Raw genomic sequence first — 19,051 nt, 5'->3', positions numbered from 1 at the left:
AAAGCACATCAAAACAGAGAGATAACTTTAAGTGCTATGCCGCTAAGCCCATCTAGCGAAGAGAAGCCATCTATGTCTAAAGGGTGGTAAGCGAAGGCTGGCCAAGAGAGAAGTAATTGTAAAGGGTCCTACCAGGCTATCTGGGCATTCCATATGTCCCGAAAAGCCACTCAACTCCATGAGCTTAAAATCCATTAAAAACAAATGCTTATCTTGACAATAATAATTTTTTACGTAAAAATTCACAGAAATACAATTACTTAAATAAATATGATTTTTATTGATAAAAACCAGGTTAACTAATATCAATAAATTTTTATTCACAGCATTTTATCCAACAAAAAACACCTTTTGAAACAAATTTTCACATGTGTTATAATCAATTAATTCGCAAATTTTTATTTATTTATAGGGACAGAGCATGGAGCGACTATCAAAGTGGCTTGAAAAAAGAGGAAAGGATGCAGAGGAAAAAGCTCTAGATTATTTAAATAACAGAGGCTTTTATTGCAAAAACACAAAACTAGGTGCAAGAGAGCAAATAAAGGAAATCGAAAAATCAAACTCAAGAGATCTTTATTTCAAAGATTGCGAGAGAAAATTAAAAAATAACATCCGGCAGAAGATATCTAGTGATAAACATCCTAATATGAAGCAAAGCACGTTTAGAATTTCTGAAAGCAGCCATGAAATTCTAAAAACAATAGCCCAACATCACAGTTTAACAATTGGGCAAACATTAGAAAGATTAATTCAACAAGAAAAGGATAGAATTTTAAACTCAGCCCAGAGCAGCAATTATGGGCAACATCCTTATGCGAATTACGGGAATGGTTATGGATATCCCGCTCATGGGTTTGGGTATAGCCAGCCGCTGGATGGGCAAAGGTATTCATCATCGAATATTGGACATATACTCAAAATACTCGAAGGTGTAAAAAACACGCCATATATAGAGAGCAACCAACATTATGGGGGCGGATCTAAAGACAGCCTCTTATAAGCAATTAATATTTAAAAAGCAGGCATAACCTGGATTGAGCTGACGAGATGATGTGAAGTTTCTAGTGCAAGGATAGGTTTAGTGTGGTGTTTCACAAATAAGGACCATAAATAGAGCCTATCCTAATACCGATATCAGCCCTATTGCTGGAGGTATCATGGCAAAGCGAGGTCGGCCCGCCGCCCAAGTTACCGTCACAGAAGATCAACTGGCTGAGTTGAACCTGGAGTAACCGCTCGGAAAGGCCCTGCCGATGAGCGGCTTGGGGCCTTGATCATCCTAGGTGTGTGGTCTCGAAGAGTAATGGTCTACCTTACTAACCACTATCGGAGGACGACCCATGGCTCAGATTCTTCATCAACGCGCCACGACCATCGCAGCGCCTCCCTAGATTTTGTTGCTGAAACGGCATCCAATGGAGCATCCAGTAGCGTCGACACTTCATGCTCCGTAAGGCGCTAGGCTCAGGTATATGGGGAGTAAATTGGGTAGTATAGAGATATTTTTTCTTATATACTTCATATAATCTATTGTTTTTCATAAAAAATGTAAAAATACTCAATGGTAAGATCCAGAACATTGAATGACGTCATGGCTTGGGGCACATCAGGCCCCTTGATGCTCGCTCATTTTCCTTAAAGATCGATTCGGATGATCCGATATGTAGAAGGTGATCCAAAACGCACCAATACATATTGCTAGGAGAATGAGATGAAGAAACTGGCCTGCGCCATTGTCGTTACCGCTGCTGCCTTGACTCTCGCCGGCTGTGCCTCGTCTGGCAACCAGTCACTCAAGAATGAAACCGAGTACACCGTATCCGCCAAGATTACCGAAGGTGTAACCACTCAAGCCGAAGTCCGCGAAATGTTCGGCTCTCCCATGGAGACCTCTTTCACCGACGGCGGCAGTGAAATCTGGGAATATAGCCTGGCAGACATGAAATCGGATGTCGTCAATTTCATTCCGGTCGTCAACCTGTTCGGCTCCTCCGCCTCGGGCACGAAGAAAGACTTGACCGTGCTCTTCGATGAGAACGACGTCGTACACCGCTATGCCATGTCAAGCTCCGATGTCAGCACCAAGACAGGGCTGTTCAAGTAACGGCTTGCCTACCAGCATCTTTCAAGTAATCGTGTGAACGCCTGGTTCCATCAAGTTGCTTTAGAGCAATACTTGATGGAACCAATAGAGGAAGATATTGGCCAGGCATTCCTTACCATCCATGCTAACGAGGTGTTTGAATCGCCCCGGGTACTCTAGACACCCGTCATGCTTGGCCATATCGCGCTGGCCATTTTCCCCGGCATTCAGGGCGTGACCCTCGACCTCAGCTGCGTGGCGCTGGGCAGTGGCGACGGCAAGATGGGTGCCCTCTATACCCAAAAGACCGAAGTGGGCTACTTCATCGCCATGGTCACCATCGGCTGGGTGGCCGCCTTGCTGCTGGCGATCTGCCTGCCCTGGATCAGGCGCGCCATGACTGGGGCCGACTGACCTGTACGAAATGATAGCAATGCTATCATTCAGGATCGATCGGCTTCTTGAGGCGGCATAGAGGATGAGATTTCGCCAAGAGCCCTCGATTGATGTAGCTGCTCGATATCAACGTCATTAGCGAGCTGCGTAAAGGACCGCGCGCCGATGCAGGCGTGTTGCGCTTTTTCAAACAGTTGATCGAACAGCAGGCCAGCGTTTATCTCAGTGCAATCATGGTGGGCGAACTGCAACGAGGAATCGATCTGATCCACCGTCGCGACGACTCGATACAGGCCGAGCGGCTGGGGTCCTGGTTGCAGACCGTTTTGGAGCAACATGCGGACAACATAATCGCATTTGGCCTGGAAGGAGCGCGCATCTGGGGAAGATTGCGAGTGCCGCACCCTGAAAATGCACTGGACAAACAGATTGCAGCGACTGCCTTGATCCACGATCTCACTCTGGTGACGTGCAATAAACCCGCTCGGTCCTGGCCTTCCTTGCCTATACTGTAGTCAATAGGCCTGATCCGCGATTTCGACCGCTTATTGAGTAGGCAGTCATGGCCGCAGAAGTGGAGGTTTCCCGAGGGCTTGACCCGCGACTCGATGCGCTACTTGAGCCGCGCGCCTCGCGTATGCCGGTTCGCGCCCTCTTCGAGACAATCTCGGCGCTGCCCCAGCCGGTGATCGATCACGACTGGCAGGCACTTGCCAAGAATGCCGGGCATTGCCTGGGAACCGGTTACGCCGCGTTTCGCCAGTTGCAGGGCGAGGCGATTCAGGCTTCCCGCCTCGAAGCACGCCAGGCTCGGACCACCGATATCTTCGCAGGACTGCTTGCGACTGTCGCCAAGAGCGATCGGCGTGATGCTTTCGCCGAATCCCTGGGCGAGACGCTGGCGAAAAGCGACCCTCGGGCACGGCTCGAGGCGCTGCTGGCAAAACGGCCGCCCCTGTCGCCGGAGACCCTCGCCAAGGTGCACGCCGCGGTCACCACCCAGCCCGGTGAGCGGCTGGATATCGACGATTCCCTCGACAAGCTCGCCCGGGGCAAGACCAAAGGCGTTTCTCTGCTCGAACCCTACTCGCCCAAGCCCGGCGATGCGCTTGCCAAGACACTCGAACCTCGGGCCTCTTTCGTTTTGGCGTGTCTATGCCGCGGGCTATTGGCCGAGGTGCACGCGCAGTTCAATCTCACCTTGGCTGCCCTCCCGGAGCGGGAATTCAAGGCGGATCTGCATGAAGCAATCAAGCATCGGATAGCCGTGTTCGCAGATGATCTGGAACAAGGCCAACGAGACTTGTATGCCGCCTTGGTAACACGGTTTTCGCAGGATGGTATCGCGGATGCCGCCCTGGCGCTTGCCGGAAGCATCGAACGCCGCCTGCCGGCGTTCGTGGGCCTGCAGGCCCTGCTGCGACAGCTGACGTTGCAACTTCGCGAGCAGGGAAAGAACACCACGGCGGAGCGCTTCGGCAGCCTTGCCGTGGACGCCGGCGCCCTGACCCGGGAAGCCATCGCCAGCCACTGCGCCGCCTATCGATTGGCGCTGGCGGTACTTGGGCCGCAGCCGACGGAGGATATCGCCATGTTCGTGAAGCGAACCGACGCCCTGCCTTTCGCGAGTGACCTGCCGGACGGCAAGAACACCGAGCTCAAGGCGCTGGATGCCAGCCTCGAGGACGCCTTCGTCGAGATCGAGGGTGTCGTCGCCGCCGTGGAGGCCAGCCGTCAGGCGGACGGCAAGCTGATCGGCCACCTGGTGCTGCTCGATCCTTCCAGCGGTGCCCGCGCGGATGCGGTGGCGGTCTTTGCCCATCTGCCCCATGCGGGAATCACCCGGGATGCCTTCTGCCGACTCAGCGGCGTCTTCCATGCCGAATCGGCGCTCCTCCCGGGGCGCCCCGTGGTCGAGATCGACGCGCTCTCCCTGGCTGAACTGGCCAGATCGAGCTGGAAGATCGCTTTCCTGCGGCTTGCGGAACGCTGGTTCCAGCCCTGGCGCAACGGTGCAAACCTCGCCTGGTCCCTGGGGCCCCACGGCAATGAGCAAGGCCTGTTCGGCGCCGGAGAACTGTTGTTCACACCGCTGATACGGCGCTAGGAGGTTTTCCCATGCCAGTCGAGGACGGATGCCAAACCGAGCTGGATCTCTTCGAGGCCAAGTGGGACGAGGCCGATAACATCTGCGATCTGGCGGAGCAGGCGCGGGAGGAGTGGGAGGATATCAAAGAACAACTGGACTGCCCCGAACCTCCTTCCAGCGAACCCGAATTAGGCGATCCACTTGTGGATCCCATGGACCAGCACCAGTACGAGGAGTGTTTAAACGATCAGGACCTCATCAGTGCCTGGAACCTTTATGAAAGCCTTGGACAGGCCTGCGATGCCGCCATCGCGGCGGCGGAAGCGCAGCAGGAAGCCTACGAGGCCTGCCTGCACAAGTTGCATGACAGCCTCCCGTTTGCCTGACGGGTCGTCACATGCAATTCATCGCCAACCTGCGCCCCCAGACCCTAGACGCCTTCGCCGCCCAGGGCATCGATCCCCAGGGCTATCTGCTCTCCAGCCATCGCATCACCCCGGCCCTGCTGGATGCGGCAATCGGGGTTCGCGAGAGAGGATTGCCGCTGTTCGCCGACAACGGCACCAAGGCATTGATCGACGAGACGATCGAACGCTTTCGCCCTCCCGCCCGGCAAGTGGCCCAGGAGGTCAAGACGCTGCGTCGTCGCCTGGGGCGGGTGCCCCGGGGGCGCGATATCCCCGAAACGCTACGCGGTGCCGCGGATGCCCTGGCGGAGGAGGTGCTGGACCATTGCACCGCCCGTTCCCAGGCACTGGATGGCGCCGCCCTGCTGGACGCCCAGCTATCCATGAATCCCACCGCGATCATCGCCCAGGAGGACTTCGCCACCGCCTGCCTGATGGCCCTGGATCTGGAACGCGAGACCACCGGCTGGCCGGTGGCGCGCTTCGTCACCCGTAATCGGCGCAGTCTGCGACTATGGCGGCGCGTGGTCGAGGACACGCGCTGTGACGGGCGGCAGGTCTACGCGGTGCTGAGCGCCATGGACTACAACACCGCCCGGGCCGCCGGGCGCCTGGCCGCCGAGGCCGGTGTCGAGTCGGCAGCCCTGGGCATGGCTGCCGTCACTCGGGATCTGAATGCCACCGATTTCTATGTGATGGGCCATGCTACCTGGCGCCTCGCTCGCCCCGTGCCACGCCGCTACGTGCGCCTGGCCCAGGTATTGCGCGGCCTCGCCGACGGCTGGCGCGATCGCTCGCGTCGTCTGGCACGTTTCCATTGCCTGGGCCTGGGCGCCCCCGCCCTGCTGCCCGTGGCGGCACTGGCCCTCGGGCCGCATACTCGGCTGACCACGGATGCCACCAGCCCGATCCACGACGCGGTCAGGGACCGGGTGCTCTACGATCCCGAACATCGGGGGGATCGCGCCAGCACCCGGGAGATCGTCGAACGCATCGTCCGCGGCGGTGACTGGCCGTTTCTCAGCCCCTTCAACGCAGCGTTTCGAGAACGTTTCGGCCACCATCCGGCCCGGGCACGGCGGTGGTGGGAACGCCAGCAGCAACCGGCCATCACCGCGGAGCTGCTCAATGAGCCCAGCGATCTTACCCGTGCCCTGCCCCTGTTCGCCGAGGCCGACCCCGAGGTCGCCCCCCGGGCCCGGGATACCCGCATCGCCCACAACCATTGGGTACTGGGCCATCTCATCCCCGGCGATATCGCCTGCGAGCGCCGGGAGATCGCCACCGAATTGCTCGAAGGCTGGCTGGCGACGCCCGCCACCGTCACCACCCGCGGCCTGGCGGCGGCGAAGGCCATCCTGCAACGATCCCTACCGGATTAGTCCTGACTCGCTTCCGAGGCGGCGCGGCTCTCCTCCGTCACCCGTACCCAACGGGCATGTTCCTGCGAAACGTGCTCTTCCACCCGCTCGGCCAGCAGCCTCAAGGCCTCCGTGCGGTCCAGCCCCCGGTACTGACCGGCGGCGGCGAGCATCAGGAACTTCTCGTGTTTCAGACGTTCGGCGGTGGCGCGGTACTGGATCCAGTGCGGGCCGAACTGGTTGATCTGCTCGGCGGCCTCGAGCACGGCGATCAGGGCACCCAGGGCGGCAGTCAACCAGCGGGACAGTGGCAGGTCCGCGACGGCGATCACCGGGATGGCGGCGGCGAAGGTGACCTGCATCAGCCGCAGGCGCTTGTGCCAGCGCTGGCATTGCCGGCTGTGTCGCCCGTACCAGGCCAGCTGATCCTCCAGCCGCTGCCATTCCGGGCGTTGCGCCAGGGCCTCGTCCGCCAAGGCCGGTGCCTGTTCTTCTCTCATGGGCGCTCCCGGCGACGGCCGGTGAAGGTTGCCTGCTCGACGAGCCGCTTGCTCTCTCAAGGATAGCCGCTTATCGCAGGAAACATGGAGCGATCGCCACGGCGGTGCAATACTGGAATCAGGAATGTCGCAATGGGTAGGGATAAGAAATAGGTTGCCGCCGCCCTTGGGCAAGAGGCCGACATGAACGCATTCCGGTGGCGTGCCCTGGCAAGAGTCGCGATAGTCATGCTGAGCCTTGTCTGGCTCGGCGGCTGCCAGAGCCTCTCGTCCAGTCCCGAGACCTGTCGCAACGTGAGCACCGGTTTCGGCGCTCTCGTCGGTGGGCTGTTCGGTTCCCAGGTCGGCGACGGCTCCGGGCGAACCGCCGCCATGGTGATCGGTGCCGGCCTGGGCGCCTTCATCGGTCGCGAGGTGGGCACCCGCTTCACCTGCGAGGACCGCAAGGCCATGGACGCGGTGCTCGACACCACGCCGGACGGCAAGTCCCAGGACTGGCACAACCCGCGTACCGGCAACCGGTTCATCGTCACCCCCCAGAACACCTTCCAGCGCGATGGCCAGGAGTGCCGTGCCTACCAGATGGACGTGATCGTCGATGGCGAGCTGCGCCAGGCCGATGGCACGGCCTGTCGACGGCAGGAGGATGACGCCTGGACCACGGTCTGACTCGAAAAGGAGCGTCGCCAGTGAAAGCCCCTCACGATCTTCTGCTGGCCTGCCTGCTCACCATGTTGCTTGCCCTTTCGCCGATGGCCCAGGCCCAGTACCAGGATGGCGACTACGGCCGGGAGCCCCCGTCCGAGCCGGGCGGGCCGCCGTCCCACGAACCGGGAGATGGCGGCGATGGCAGCGACTGGCGGGTTCCCGCCGCCGTGGCGGGCGTGGTCGCGCTGACGCTGGTGGGCCGCTGGCTATACCAGCGCAGCCAGGCCGCCAATGCACCGGAGTCGAACGATGACGAGGTGCTCGAGCGGATGCGCCGGGAAGGCCCCGAATTCGCACCCCGCTACCACGGCAGCGCCTTTGCCGCCATCGGCATGGTACGCGGGGACTGGCCCTTCATCCTGGATTTCACCCATGATCGGCCGATCCTTCTCACCCTGCGGCTGAGCGCTCGCGGCGTTCCGGACATCTACACGCTGCGCATCCCCTTCGAGGAGGGCGAGACGGGAACGCACCGCCTGCAGTTCCGCCTGCCCCAGGCCTTCGGCGATCGCGAACAGCCCGCAGCCATCGGTATCACCGCCACCGACATGAGCGGTGAACGTACCGCTTCCTCGTTCCGGATCAATGCGCTCGGGTGCGGGCCTCGGGCAGTGGGCTCGGTGGCCATCGAGGAGGTGGCATTCCTGCCACGCCGAATACGCCCCCAGGCAGGTGAACAGGCGTTCTTCCGTTTCTTCTCCCACTCGACCTTCCCCCAGGCCGTGGCGGAATTCCTGCGCGTGGAGCCGGCTGCCGACGGCGAGCAGTATTTCTTCGTCGACGAGGAGCTCATCCCGGGCGGCGTCGCCGCAGGACGCAGCATCGACCCGCGCCGCTGGGATGGTCGTGACCTCGATCAACGCTTGTCCCCGGGGGCTCATCGCCTCCAGGTCCGTGCCTGGGCACCCACCGGCGGCTGGGTCACCGCCTGGTCAGACAACCGGGTCAGGGTGTCGCCCTAGGGAACCACTGCATAAATGCCCACTCGGACGAATCGCTGCGTTACTCGGTACTCGAGGACTCGCCTAACCCCATGTTATGTCTCGTCTTCTGCGTTCCGGGCGCCTTGCGCTTCATGCCGCTCGGCTATTTACTCAGCGATTCCCTAGCCTCATCCGGGCGTGCGCCATCCAGCTCGGCCGCGAGCCTTTGCCACGTCGTCGCCGGCAATGCCTCCACCTCGCCCAGGGCGGTCAGGTGGCTGCCGGTCAGCAACATCTGGCGCTGAACGGGACGCTCCGGCGGTACCGTGAAGGGCGGCCACTGCCAGAGCCGGGCCTGATCGCCCTGGACGATCAGGACCCGCCCCGTGACGTCTCCGACATCACTGTCGACGATAGGAGGGGAACTGCCCACGCCGGCCAGCACCGGGGTCAGAGGCTGGCCGCTCGCCGCATCCCAGAGCCGCAGGGCACCATCCGCCTGCCAGCTGATGACGCGCTCGCCGTCTGCGGCAAAGGCTGCGCCGGCGAGGCCTGGTTCATGTATCAGGGCCGCGAGCAGGGTGCCGGTCTCGGCATCCCAGAGGCGCACCTTGTCGCCGCCCCAGCTCAGGATACGCAGGGTGCCACGATGCAGGCTCGCGCCCTGCACATCGGCGTGTCGCAGGGTGAGGTCGGTACCGCTTCCGTCGAGACGCGAGAGGACGACGTCGCCATTGGCCAGGCTCGTCAGCAGGCGCTCGCCGCGGGCATCGACCTCGACGCTGCGCAGAAGCGCCGAGGTGACCAGCAGATCCGAGGGCACGGGCTCGGCCGAGGCAATATCCCACGAGCGCAGGTATCGGTCCTCCCCCCAGGTCAGCAACCGCGAGCCCTCGGCGACGAAGACCGCGCCCCGCAGGCGACACCCCCCGTCTCCCTCCGGGGGGGCGTCGTGAGCGACGGGCATGAGGCGTGCCATGCCGACCCGCCATAGCCATGCCGTGCAACCTTGCTCGCCCCAGAACAGCAGGCGGTCGGCGTCACGGCTCCACACCATCGCCGCCACGGGACTCTCCTCCGGGGCGCCGCCCGGGGCCGCCAGCAACTCGAAGGCACTGCCTTCCAGGTTCCACAGACGCACCTTGCCGCTGGGGGTTGCGGTGAACAGCCGTCGCCCCCGGGGGGCGAACGAGGCTTGCACGGTACGCGGGTCCAGCCGTTGGGAGGCCGGCGGCGCGGCGGTGGCAGGTGACCAGCTCCGTACATGGCCATCCAGGGTCACCAGCCGCACCTGGGCTTCGTCGGGTTCCAGCACCGCATCGAGCACTTCTCCCGGTAAGCGTATCCTCGCCACGGGTGCCGATGGAGGTGCCTGCCATCGACGCAGACTGCCCTCGGCGTCCCAGCTGATCAGGTGCTGTCCGTCATCGCTGACCATCGCCCCTCGCACCATCGCCGGATGGCGCATGGGCAGCCCCAGCGGCTCCCCCGTGACGCTCGACCAGAGCCTAGCGTCGTTGCCGCCCCAGGTAATCAGCCGCGTGTCCCCGCCGCCGAAACGCGAACCCAGCACCGGACCGGGCAAGGTTGCCAATAGCGCGCCGGTCGTGCCGTTCCAGAGTCGCGCCGGGCCCTGATCGAGGCTCCAGGTGACGATACGGTCGCCCCGGACGGCGGGCGGGGCGAGTTCGTTGCGGTGACGCAGTACCGGGCCGACGGGCTGACGCGTGGCGAGATCCCAGAGCCGCGCGCTGCCACAGGCGCCATGGTTCCAGACCAGCAACCGGTCGCCGGCGAGAAAACGCGCGCCGATGGCCCGCCCGCTGCAGCGCCCGCCCGGGGCCGGTTCCAGGCGCATGGCGGGCATCGCCGGCAGCCACAGGCGCCCGTCGCGACGCCACAGCACGACCTGCTGCTCCTGATCGCCCAGCGCTCCGCCCACGATACCGCCATCGTAGTCGATCACTGTCGAGGCACTCGCCGTCTCCCAGAGCAAGGCCGTCCTCTGCTGGGTCCACGCCAGCACGCGCTCGCCCTCGGGGGCGATCGCCACCCCCGCGATGGGCGCTGCCCCGGGCAAGGCACCGAGTCGCTCGCCGCGCGACAGGTCCCAGACCCAGGCATCGCCATCGGCGTGGGCACTTACCGCGATGGTCTCGTCGCGGCCACCGATCCATAGCCGCTCCACCCCCGGGGGTGTCTCGACCAGCAGGGTGGCGCTGCGACGCTCGCGAATCCCGACGCGACCCTCCCCGTCGTAGACGGCGATGCGGGACCGCCAGGGCCGCCCCCCGGGGGAGGCGGTCTGGACCTGCTGGCGCCCCCCGGCAACCTCGGGCTGCGCCTCTGTCCACAGGCGATCGTTGCCGTACAGCCACAGCCGCACGCCCTCGTCGTCGAAATCCGCCATTGTCAGCCCGGCGAGACCATCCGTTGCTGCCAGGAGTCGCGGCCCCTCGCCGAGCCGCCGACCGGCCCAGTAGGCGCTGGCCGCGCGAGCCGGGGCCAGGGCCAGCTCGGCGACCTGCATGAAGTGATGGCTCGCCTTGAGAAGATCGACATCGCGATCGCGCGCCCGCACGCCATTGGTCCAGTGCAGGTCGGCCAGGCCCTGGCGCGTGACCTGGGACTGTCGGTGCAGCGACAGGGACAGCCAGGAAAGGCTCGCCACGGCGATCAGCAGAATCACGCCCGTCGTCGCGATCCAGCGGCGCTTGACCTGCTTGCGTCGTCGAGACTCGGCGAGCTCGGCATCGCGGGATGCACGGCAGGCCTGCAGATAGTCCCGCGCGATGGTGTCGAGAGGAATCAGGCCTTCTTCCGCGAGGGCCTCCGCCATGGCCAACCGATTGCCGCGATGCACCAGCAGTTCGACGCTGCGTCCCCCCGCACCCCACTCGCCAGCAGCACGGCGCAGCCCCGCGTGGACGCGCAAGGCCTCGCGGCTAGCCTCCAGCCAGTCCGTGAAGCGCCGCCAGACGCGCAACAATGCCTCATGGGCGATCTCCAGAGTGCGGGCACCATCCTGGTGAGCGGCGATCAGCAGGCGTGCCGCAACGAAGCGCTCCAACAGCGGATGGCTCGCCCCGGGCAACGCCTCCCAGCGTACCGTCTGGCGGGTGTAGCGCCCCTGCTCGTCAAGGCTCACCAACGCCAGCAGTGCACTGCGCAAGGCCTGCTCCTCCTGGCGATCAGGCGCGGCGGCGGCCATGACCGCCTCGGCGACCCGAGCCACCGACCCCGACAGCCCGCCGAGGCCATCACGGTATTCGGCCAGGGTGAGGCGCCCCTGTTGGCCGCCTCGCTCCCACAGTTCACGCAGGGTGAAGGCAAGCAGCGGCAGCGCATCCTGGGTAACGGTGTCGGCGACCATCGCCGGCACCAGCCCTGTCTCGAGCTCGAGTCCGGCCAGCTCCGCCGGCCCCTCGATCACCGCCGCAAACCCCGCCACGGAGAGCGGCTCGACGGTCAGCGGCTCGAAGACCACATCGCGCCAGGCACGATGTGCCTGCAAGGCACCGAGAAAGTCCGAGCGCAGGGTGGCGATGACCATCAGGGAGGCGTCGGCCTCCAGTGCAGGACACAACCATTGCATGACGCGCTCCGCCGCGGCCGTTTCCGTCAGCAGTTCCTCGAGCTGATCGATGAACAGAACCAGGGTGGCGTGCTCCCGGTCGGGCAACCCTTGCAGCTCGCGCGCAAGCATCGTGAGTGCCCGGGTCTTTTCGGCAGCCATGAGCGCTGCGGTGCGCTTGGCCGGCAATCCCGCCCTGGCCAGATCCCGGGCAAGGCATCGCGTGAGTTCCTCGAAGGGACGATCCTGGGGGCGGAAGGGGCCGACGACCGCCCAGGACTCCGGGGCGGCCCGCAGCCGTGGCAACAGACCGGCGCGCACCAGGGAAGACTTGCCGCTGCCCGAGGCGCCGAGCAGCATCAAAAGGCGCGGCCCACCGAAGCGACGCAGCTGATGAAGACGATCCAGCGCCTGCTGAATCTCGTCGTCGCGGCCGAAGAAGATTGCCGCATCCTGCTCGTCGAAGGCCATCAGCCCGGGATAAGGCGGACGACGGCTGTCCCAGGCGAAGACGCTTGCCAACGCCCGGTGCAACCGCGTGTAGCCCGTTTCCGGTTCCTTGACCAGATCGATCACCTGCAGTTCGGCGAGCTGCGGTCGCAGCGTGCAGGGAGCGATGCGCACCGGCAAGATGCGCTTGCCGAGTGCCCGGGCGTGGCTCAGCTCGGCGAGACACCAGCAGGACGCCATGGCCGCAGGGCTGCACAGCACGATCATCGCCTGGCAGGTACGCAGGCGACGATAGAGTTCACGTTCCCAGTCGTGGCCCGCCGGGATGCCGTGTTCGACATCGAAGTCGAGGAACAGCGAGTGGTGGCCCTGGCGTTCCAGCCAGGCGGTCAACTCGGCGGCCGCCTGGGCATCGGCACTGCTGTGGCTGATGAAGAGGGTGCTCATCAGCGCGGCCTCGTGTTGTCGCCCCGGCGGTTCGGCTCGCCTGGAAGGGCTATCCCTATACTCTAGACAACTCCGGACGCCCTGTTTCCTGCAGCAGGAAGGGTCATCGACGCTTCACCGACCACGCCAGGGTCTCCCCCGCCTTGAAGGGCACGAAGTGCTCGCCGCCGCAGGCTATCGTCGCCGGCACCTCCCAGGGCTCGCGCACCAGTTCGATGGTGTCCGTGTTGGGCTCGAGTCCATAGAAGCGCGGGCCGTTGAGGGAGCAGAAGGCCTCGAGATGCTCGAGCGCCCCCTCTTCCTCGAAGACCGTGGCATACACGTCAAGCGCACTCGGGGCGTTGAACACCCCGGCACAGCCGCATCCCGTCTCCTTGGCCCCGGCCAGGTGCGGGGCGGAATCGGTGCCCAGGAAGAAACGCGGGTGGCCGCTGGCGATGGCCTGGCGCAGGGCACGCTGATGGGTGTCACGCTTGAGTATCGGCAGGCAGTAGAGATGCGGGCGAATGCCGCCGACCAACATGTCGTTGCGGTTGCAGGCCAGATGCTGCGGGGTGATCGTCGCCGCCAGGAACTCATTGCCTTCGCCCACGTACTGCGCCGCCTCGGCCGTGGTGATGTGCTCGAAGACCACCTTGAGTTCGGGAAAGTGGCGGCGAATATCGACCATCACCGCGTCGATGAAGACCTTCTCGCGATCGAAGATGTCGACCTCGGCCTGGGTGACCTCGCCGTGGATCAACAGGGGCATTCCCAGGCGCTGCATCGTCTCGAACAGCGGATAGATCGCCTTGATGTCGCAAACGCCATGGGCGGAATTGGTGGTGGCATTGGCGGGATAGAGCTTGGCAGCGGTGAAGACACCTTCCCGAAAGCCTCTCTCGATTTCCGGCGAGGTCACGCTCTCGTTCAGGTAGCAGGTCATCAGCGGGGTGAAGTCGTGACCGGCGGGCAGCGCCGCCAGGATGCGCTCGCGATACGCCGTGGCCGCCGCCACCGTGGTCACCGGCGGGGCCAGGTTGGGCATCACGATGGCCCGGCCGTAGAGGGCGCTGGTGTAGGGCAGCACCGTTGCCATCGCTTGGCCGTCGCGCAGATGCAGGTGCCAGTCGTCGGGTCGGCGAAGGCGCAGCGTGGTGGCGGTCGTGGTCATGTCAGGACTCCCTGAACGAGGGTTGAGACGAAGGGTCGGGCGTGGCCCTGGCGCGATAACGTAGCAATGATACCAGCGCCACGGCCGCCAGGAGCGCCACGAAGGTCGCGAAGCCCATGCCGGCGACCGGCAGGCCGGCGATCCGGGCCGTCAGGCCGATGCCCAGCACCGGAATCGACAGGGCCACGTAGACCACGACGAAGAAGGTCGAGGTCAACGCGCCGCGCTGATTGACCGGGCTCGCTGCCGTGACCGCCCCCAGGCCGGCACGAAAGGCGATGCCGTGCCCCAGCCCGGCGATGATCGCTCCACCCAGGAAGAGCCACAACGAGACGACCCCAATGCCGATACCGACCAGCAGGATGCCGACGATGATCACGCCGCACCCCAGGGGCAACCGCTTGCGTTCGGCGAAGCGGCCCTGGGCCAGTTGGCCCAGGGTGGAGGAAAAGAAGGCGGTACCGGCGACGACACCGATCAGTGCCAGGTTGGCATGGCCCAGCACCTCCCCCATGAAGGCCGGGGCCGTAGCGCTGAAGAAGCCGAGCACGGCGAAACCGGCAAACCCGGCAACCGCCGCCGGCAGGAAGAGGCCTCGCACCTCGGCGGGTACCCGCAGACGCTGCAGGGTCAAGCGCGGGCGATCGGGGCGCTGCACCGTTTCCGGGGCGATGCCTATCGCCCCCACCGCGATGGCCAGCAGTCCCAGGTGCACCGCATAGGCCAGATGCAGCGGCCAGGGGGCGTACTGGCCGAGCAGACCGGCGACGACCGGCCCCAACCCCAGGCCTCCCATGTTGACGGCGGTGGCGATGAAGGTGGCCATCCGCTTCCAGGGCTTCGGTGCCAGTTCGATCACCGCCACGGTGGCCGTGCCGGTATAGATGCCGGCGGAGATGCCCGAGAGCACCCGTGCGACCAGCAACCCCGCCAGGCCGTCGCTGACCAGGAACATCACGTCGCTGAGGGCGGCGGCGACCAGCCCGCCGAACAGCAGGGGGCGTCGGCCGAGCTGATCCGACCAGCGTCCGGTGACGATCAGCGCACCGATCACCCCGACGGCGTAGGCGGCGAAGATCACCGTGATGATCAACTGGGTAAAACCGAAGCGTTGCTGATAGACGGGAAACAGTGGCGTCGGCAGCGTGGCCCCGAGCATGACCAGCAGGAAGGCGAAGGCCACGCCCGCAAAGACCAGCCGCGATGCTCCGTCGGCCCGGCTCGAAGTGGCACCCATAGGCATCCTTGTGGGAGGTAGGGGCATCGCCCTGTAGAGGCGATGTCGCAATGTGCGATAATGCGCGCCTTCTTCACAGTGATTCAACCGGACTCGCCCATGTCCCACGGTACGCTCTACATCGTTTCCGCCCCCTCCGGTGCCGGCAAGACCAGCCTGGTGCGTGCGCTGCTGGCGCAGCTGGACGGCATTCAGGTATCGGTCTCGCACACCACCCGAATGATGCGTCCCGGCGAAGTCGATGGCCTCAACTACCATTTCGTGGATGTCGCCACCTTCGAGCGCATGGTCGAACGCGGCGACTTCTTCGAGTATGCCCAAGTGTTCGACAACTACTACGGCACCTCGCGTCCGGCAGTGCAGGCATTGCTCGCCGCGGGTCAGGACGTGATTCTCGAGATCGACTGGCAGGGGGCCCGCCAGGTGCGCGAGCAGATGCCGGATGCCGTCTCGGTGTTCGTGCTGCCACCCTCCCGCGAGGCGTTGCACGAACGGTTGTCGCGGCGCGGCACCGACGACGCGGCGACGATCGATCGGCGCATGCGCGATGCCATCAGCGAGATGTCGCACTTCGACGAGTACGAGCACGTCATCGTCAACGACGACTTCGATGCCGCCCGGAACCAGCTGGTGGGCCTGGTGCTGGCCGAGCGCTCGCGCCTCGAGCGGGTTCGCGATCGGCAGGGCCCGCTGATCCAGGCGCTCTTGTCACGTGTCGAGGGGGTCGAGTAGACTGCTCGGTCCTACCCAACGTTTCTGTGTCAGGCGACGTGCGATCAGCGCTACGTGAGCCTGCACCCTTGACTAGCAAATCAGGATACCCTCCATGGCGCGAGTGACCGTTGAAGATTGCCTCGAGAATGTCGAAAACCGTTTCAAGCTGGTGATGGTGTCGACCCAGCGCGCCCGTCAGCTGGCCAGAGGAACCCGCGATGCCCTGCTGCCCTGGGAAAACGACAAGCCCACGGTGATGGCGCTGCGCGAGATCGCCACCGGCAAGATCGACGAGAACGTCCTGGACGAGCCGGTGGAAGCTCCGGTGCGGCCCCGCCCGGAACCCAGCTACGACTCCGAAGCCTAGGATCGAGCGCGGCGCTTGACGGCATGGCGGCTTGCGAGCCACCGGCGCGAGAGTTCAGGATAAGGGTCAAGAGGTCCGTGATTCCGGAATAGGCGCGTTGCATGTTCACCATCGATGATCTGGCTGACCGTCTCGGCGGTTATCTCCCTCTGGACGAGATTCAGCAGGTCAAGCGTGCCTTCTATTACGCCGAGCAGGCCCACGACGGCCAGTGCCGGCGCTCCGGCGAACCCTACGTCACCCACCCGCTGGCGGTGTCGAACATTCTTGCCAACATGCACATGGACCATCAGAGCCTGATGGCCGCCATGCTGCACGACGTGATCGAAGACACCGGCATTTCCAAGAAGGCGTTGGCCGCCCAGTTCGGGGAACCGGTGGCAGAGCTGGTCGATGGTGTCTCGAAGCTGACCCAGATCACCTTCGAGGACAAGGCGGTCGCTCAGGCCGAGAACTTCCAGAAGATGGTCATGGCGATGTCCCAGGACATCCGCGTGATCATCGTCAAGCTTGCCGACCGTTTGCACAACATGCGCACCCTGGGCCCGTTGCGACCCGACAAGAAGCGCCGCATCGCTCGGGAAACCCTGGAGATCTATGCTCGCATCGCCGGGCGCCTGGGCATCAACACCATCCGCGTCGAGCTCGAGGATCTCTCGTTCCAGGCCCTGCACCCGATGCGTGCCGAACGCATCAAGCGGGCCGTATCCAAGGCCCGCGGCAACCGCCGCACCATGATTCGCCAGGTACAGACCACGCTGCAGAACTGTCTGGATGACGATGACCTGCCCGGCACGGTGATCGGCCGCCAGAAACATCTCTTGTCGATCTATCGCAAGATGCGCGATCAACGCAAGCCCTTCGCCGAGATCATGGACGTCTTCGGCTTTCGCATCATCACCGACAACGTGGATACCTGCTACCGCATCCTCGGTGCCGTGCACAACCTGTACAAGCCGGTACCGGGCCGCTTCAAGGACTACATCGCCATTCCCAAGGCCAACGGCTACCAGAGCCTGCACACCACCCTGTTCGGTGCCAACGGCATCCCCATCGAGGTGCAGATCCGTACCCGGGAGATGGAGGCGATGGCCAACAACGGCATCGCCGCCCACTGGCTCTACAAGGCCGGCCAGACCGAGCACCCCATCGCCCTCGGTAGCCATGCTCGGGCTCGGGAGTGGGTGCGCGGCCTGCTCGAGATGCAGCGCCACGCCGGCGATTCCCTGGAATTCATCGAGCATGTCAAGAACGACCTGTTTCCCGATGACGTCTATGTATTCACGCCCAAGGGCGACATCATGGAATTGCCCCAGGGGGCGACGGTGGTGGATTTCGCCTACACGGTGCATACCGACATCGGCAACCACTGCATCGCCTGTCGCATCGATCGCCACCTGGCCCCGCTCTCGAGTCGCCTCGAGAGTGGCCAGACGGTGGAGATCATCACCGCACCGGGGGCTCGACCCAGCCTGGCGTGGCTGAGCTTCGTCGTCACCGCCAAGGCGCGTTCGGCGATTCGTCACGCCCTCAAGAACCAGCAGCGCAGCGAATCCATCCAGCTGGGCCGCCGCCTGCTCAACCAGGCCCTGGCGGATTACGCCACCAGTCTCGAGGAACTGCCCGACGCGCCCCTGCTGCGCCTGCTGACCGACCTCGAGCTGCGGCACATCGACGACCTGCTCGAATCCATCGGGCTGGGCACCCGCATGGCCCATACGGTGGCTCGGCGCCTGACGGAAAGCGACCATCAGGACCGGCCGCACGAGGTGACGGGGCTGGAGGGGCCGGTGACCATTCACGGCACCGAGGGCATGGTGATCAGCTTCGCCCGCTGCTGCCACCCGTTGCCCGGTGACTCCGTGATCGGCCACCTGTCGGTGGGCAAGGGCATCGTGGTGCATCGCAGCAGCTGTCGCAATATCGTGGAATTGCGCAGCGAACCGGACAAGCTGCTGGCCCTGGAGTGGTCGCCCGACATCAGTGGCGACTTCCCCGTGGCACTGCGCATCGCGATAGAGTCACGCCGCGGCCTGGTCGCCGAGCTGGCCAGCCTGGTCACCGATGCGGACGCCAACATCGAGCGCGTCGGCATCGAGGAGCGGGATGCCCGGCTGTCGATCGTCAACCTGACCCTGGCGGTCCGCGATCGGGTGCACCTGGCGCGGATCATCAAGCGGCTGCGCAACCTGCCCCACGTCGGCAAGATCAGCCGCGTCCACAATTGAGTTTTCAGGAGTTTCTGATGAGCAACAAGGCAGTCATCCAGACCGACAAGGCACCCGCCGCCATCGGCCCCTACTCCCAGGCCATCAAGTCCGGCAACACCGTGTATCTGTCCGGCCAGATCCCCCTCGACCCCCAGACCATGGAACTGGCCTCCGGCGACATCGAGGCCCAGGTGCGCCAGGTCTTCGCCAATCTCAGCGCGGTCTGCGAGGAAGCCGGCGGCTCGCTCGAAGATATCGTCAAGCTCAACCTCTACCTGATCGACCTGGACAACTTCGCCGTGGTCAACCAGATCATGGAGGAGTTCTTCGTGGCGCCCTATCCGGCACGAGCCGCGGTAGGGGTCAAGGCGCTGCCGAAGAAAAGCCAGTTCGAGGCGGAAGCCATCATGGTCATCGGCGACTAGCGGG

17 protein-coding genes are annotated in these 19,051 nt (G+C 63.7%); 13 read left to right on the top strand and 4 right to left on the bottom strand.

All coding sequences use genetic code 11. The features are described 5' to 3' along the window. Positions 1 to 421 precede the first annotated feature (421 nt). The 7 genes from BUA41_RS18880 (at position 422) to BUA41_RS05170 (ending at position 6,360) form a co-directional block, all read left to right on the top strand. Positions 422 to 1,003, top strand: coding sequence for a hypothetical protein (locus BUA41_RS18880; RefSeq protein ID WP_139249056.1), 582 nt, complete (start codon positions 422 to 424; stop codon positions 1,001 to 1,003). Between the two features lie 711 nt (positions 1,004 to 1,714). Continuing rightward, positions 1,715 to 2,107, top strand: a complete 393-nt coding sequence (locus BUA41_RS05195; RefSeq protein WP_072820425.1) for an SEN1984 family lipoprotein — start codon at positions 1,715 to 1,717, stop codon at positions 2,105 to 2,107. A 168-nt stretch (positions 2,108 to 2,275) separates the two neighbouring features. After that, positions 2,276 to 2,500, top strand: a complete 225-nt coding sequence (locus BUA41_RS05190; RefSeq protein ID WP_072820423.1) for a hypothetical protein — start codon at positions 2,276 to 2,278, stop codon at positions 2,498 to 2,500. Between the two features lie 215 nt (positions 2,501 to 2,715). Beyond that, on the top strand, positions 2,716 to 2,997 hold the full coding sequence (locus tag BUA41_RS19700; RefSeq protein WP_371829238.1) for a PIN domain-containing protein: 282 nt from the start codon (positions 2,716 to 2,718) through the stop codon (positions 2,995 to 2,997). A gap of 47 nt (positions 2,998 to 3,044) precedes the next feature. Next, complete coding sequence (locus BUA41_RS05180) at positions 3,045 to 4,589, top strand: hypothetical protein (RefSeq protein ID WP_139249055.1); 1,545 nt, start codon at positions 3,045 to 3,047, stop codon at positions 4,587 to 4,589. An 11-nt stretch (positions 4,590 to 4,600) separates the two neighbouring features. Next, entirely contained in the window at positions 4,601 to 4,957 is a 357-nt protein-coding gene (locus BUA41_RS05175) for a hypothetical protein (RefSeq protein ID WP_072820419.1), read from the top strand. Positions 4,958 to 4,968: 11 nt separating this feature from the next. Continuing rightward, positions 4,969 to 6,360 carry a hypothetical protein gene (locus BUA41_RS05170; protein ID WP_072820417.1) on the top strand — a complete coding sequence of 464 codons (1,392 nt, stop codon included), beginning with the start codon at positions 4,969 to 4,971 and terminating at the stop codon, positions 6,358 to 6,360. Here BUA41_RS05170 and BUA41_RS05165 read toward each other — a convergent pair. Continuing rightward, positions 6,357 to 6,839, bottom strand: coding sequence for a DUF4231 domain-containing protein (locus BUA41_RS05165; RefSeq protein ID WP_072820415.1), 483 nt, complete (start codon positions 6,837 to 6,839; stop codon positions 6,357 to 6,359). The genes BUA41_RS05170 and BUA41_RS05165 overlap by 4 nt on opposite strands. Before the next feature lie 183 nt (positions 6,840 to 7,022). Here BUA41_RS05165 and BUA41_RS05160 point away from each other — a divergent pair, with 183 nt between their 5' ends. Together BUA41_RS05160 and BUA41_RS05155 are read left to right on the top strand one after the other, a co-directional pair. Continuing rightward, positions 7,023 to 7,508 (top strand): RT0821/Lpp0805 family surface protein, encoded by a 486-nt coding sequence (locus BUA41_RS05160; protein ID WP_084671172.1) that lies wholly within the window; start codon positions 7,023 to 7,025, stop codon positions 7,506 to 7,508. A gap of 20 nt (positions 7,509 to 7,528) precedes the next feature. After that, complete coding sequence (locus BUA41_RS05155; protein ID WP_072820413.1) at positions 7,529 to 8,509, top strand: hypothetical protein; 981 nt, start codon at positions 7,529 to 7,531, stop codon at positions 8,507 to 8,509. Positions 8,510 to 8,633: 124 nt separating this feature from the next. On the opposite strand, the gene BUA41_RS05150 is transcribed toward BUA41_RS05155, so the two are convergent. From BUA41_RS05150 to BUA41_RS05140, 3 genes are all read right to left on the bottom strand, one after another. Next, on the bottom strand, positions 8,634 to 12,941 hold the full coding sequence (locus tag BUA41_RS05150) for an nSTAND1 domain-containing NTPase (RefSeq protein WP_072820411.1): 4,308 nt from the start codon (positions 12,939 to 12,941) through the stop codon (positions 8,634 to 8,636). Between the two features lie 103 nt (positions 12,942 to 13,044). Beyond that, positions 13,045 to 14,094 carry a dihydroorotase gene (gene pyrC / locus BUA41_RS05145; protein WP_072820409.1) on the bottom strand — a complete coding sequence of 350 codons (1,050 nt, stop codon included), beginning with the start codon at positions 14,092 to 14,094 and terminating at the stop codon, positions 13,045 to 13,047. Position 14,095: 1 nt separating this feature from the next. Next, positions 14,096 to 15,331, bottom strand: a complete 1,236-nt coding sequence (locus tag BUA41_RS05140; protein WP_072820407.1) for an MFS transporter — start codon at positions 15,329 to 15,331, stop codon at positions 14,096 to 14,098. A 99-nt stretch (positions 15,332 to 15,430) separates the two neighbouring features. Between BUA41_RS05140 and gmk the strand changes: the two genes are divergently transcribed. From gmk to ridA, 4 genes are all read left to right on the top strand, one after another. Then, the gene (gmk, locus tag BUA41_RS05135; RefSeq protein WP_072820803.1) at positions 15,431 to 16,063 is read left to right on the top strand and encodes a guanylate kinase; all 633 of its coding nucleotides are present in this window, start codon (positions 15,431 to 15,433) and stop codon (positions 16,061 to 16,063) included. Positions 16,064 to 16,157: 94 nt separating this feature from the next. Then, a complete protein-coding gene (gene rpoZ, locus BUA41_RS05130; protein ID WP_072820405.1) occupies positions 16,158 to 16,412 on the top strand; it encodes a DNA-directed RNA polymerase subunit omega in 255 nt (84 codons plus the stop codon). Between the two features lie 101 nt (positions 16,413 to 16,513). Further along, on the top strand, positions 16,514 to 18,640 hold the full coding sequence (gene spoT, locus BUA41_RS05125; RefSeq protein ID WP_072820403.1) for a bifunctional GTP diphosphokinase/guanosine-3',5'-bis pyrophosphate 3'-pyrophosphohydrolase: 2,127 nt from the start codon (positions 16,514 to 16,516) through the stop codon (positions 18,638 to 18,640). A gap of 17 nt (positions 18,641 to 18,657) precedes the next feature. Then, positions 18,658 to 19,047 carry a deaminase RidA gene (gene ridA / locus BUA41_RS05120; protein ID WP_072820401.1) on the top strand — a complete coding sequence of 130 codons (390 nt, stop codon included), beginning with the start codon at positions 18,658 to 18,660 and terminating at the stop codon, positions 19,045 to 19,047. Positions 19,048 to 19,051: the final 4 nt, after the last annotated feature.

This window comes from Modicisalibacter ilicicola DSM 19980 (genome assembly GCF_900128925.1).
In the GTDB taxonomy this organism is placed as follows: Bacteria; Pseudomonadota; Gammaproteobacteria; order Pseudomonadales; family Halomonadaceae; genus Modicisalibacter; species Modicisalibacter ilicicola.
Note: the sequence above shows the minus strand (reverse complement) of the source record. Positions and strands in the feature narration are given on the sequence as shown.